General features: G+C 22.5%; 1 protein-coding gene. It reads right to left on the bottom strand.

Annotated elements, in window-relative coordinates; all coding sequences use genetic code 11:
* Positions 1-21: 21 nt before the first annotated feature.
* Positions 22-519 carry a CarD family transcriptional regulator gene (locus G3997_RS03760; protein WP_296648338.1) on the bottom strand — a complete coding sequence of 166 codons (498 nt, stop codon included), beginning with the start codon at positions 517-519 and terminating at the stop codon, positions 22-24.
* Positions 520-753: the final 234 nt, after the last annotated feature.

Raw genomic sequence — 753 nt, 5'->3', positions numbered from 1 at the left:
TATTTATAACATRGTTATACTTTATTTTTTTACATGATTTAATATATATTCTGTAACTTCATTAGGAGAAATATTTAAAATAGTTGCAAACTCTTCATTTAAAAGTCTTTCTGCTGTTTGCATAATTTCATCATCTATTTTATATGTTTTCTTGCCTATTGACTTTTTATATTCTTTTTCTAGGTATATACTTCTTATTAATTTAACTAGATTTTCTATATCTCCAGTTTTAAGAATTGTCTTAAATTCTTCATTTCTTTGTCTATCATCATCTATCCAAATAGTTTCCCTATTAGGCATGCTATCTATTAATGTAGTAAGTTCTCCTTTAGAAAGTATTTTTCTCATTGGAACTTTTTCATTATCAGTTGGTATTTTTATTATAGTATCATTAGCATATAGATATTTTAAAACATAATATTCCTTTTGTAAGTTATCTATAAACATTTCTTTTGTTATATCTATAACTTGGCATACTCCAGTCATTCCATACATAATATAGTCGTTTACTTCAAACATTCTAATCTTTCCTTTCTAAAAGATAGTTTTTATATAAAATAAAACGTGTAGTTTTGACAACAGGACTTACGTTATCAAAACTACACGTTGTATAATTATTTTACCATATTATGAAATTTTGATGTAAGTGAAAATTTTTAAATTTATTAAAAATTTTATCGCTTAGTATATGTAATTAAATTACTTTCCATAACCAACTCTCTATTTTTACTAATTTTTTAATATTTTTATTAT

Source organism: Romboutsia sp. 13368, assembly GCF_018336475.1.
Classification (GTDB): domain Bacteria; phylum Bacillota; class Clostridia; order Peptostreptococcales; family Peptostreptococcaceae; genus Romboutsia.
Note: the sequence above shows the minus strand (reverse complement) of the source record. Positions and strands in the feature narration are given on the sequence as shown.

Coding starts and splice junctions, on each gene's coding strand:
- G3997_RS03760 (WP_296648338.1), bottom strand. CDS start 519: ATGTTTGAAGTAAACGACTATATTATGTATGGAATGACTGGAGTATGC.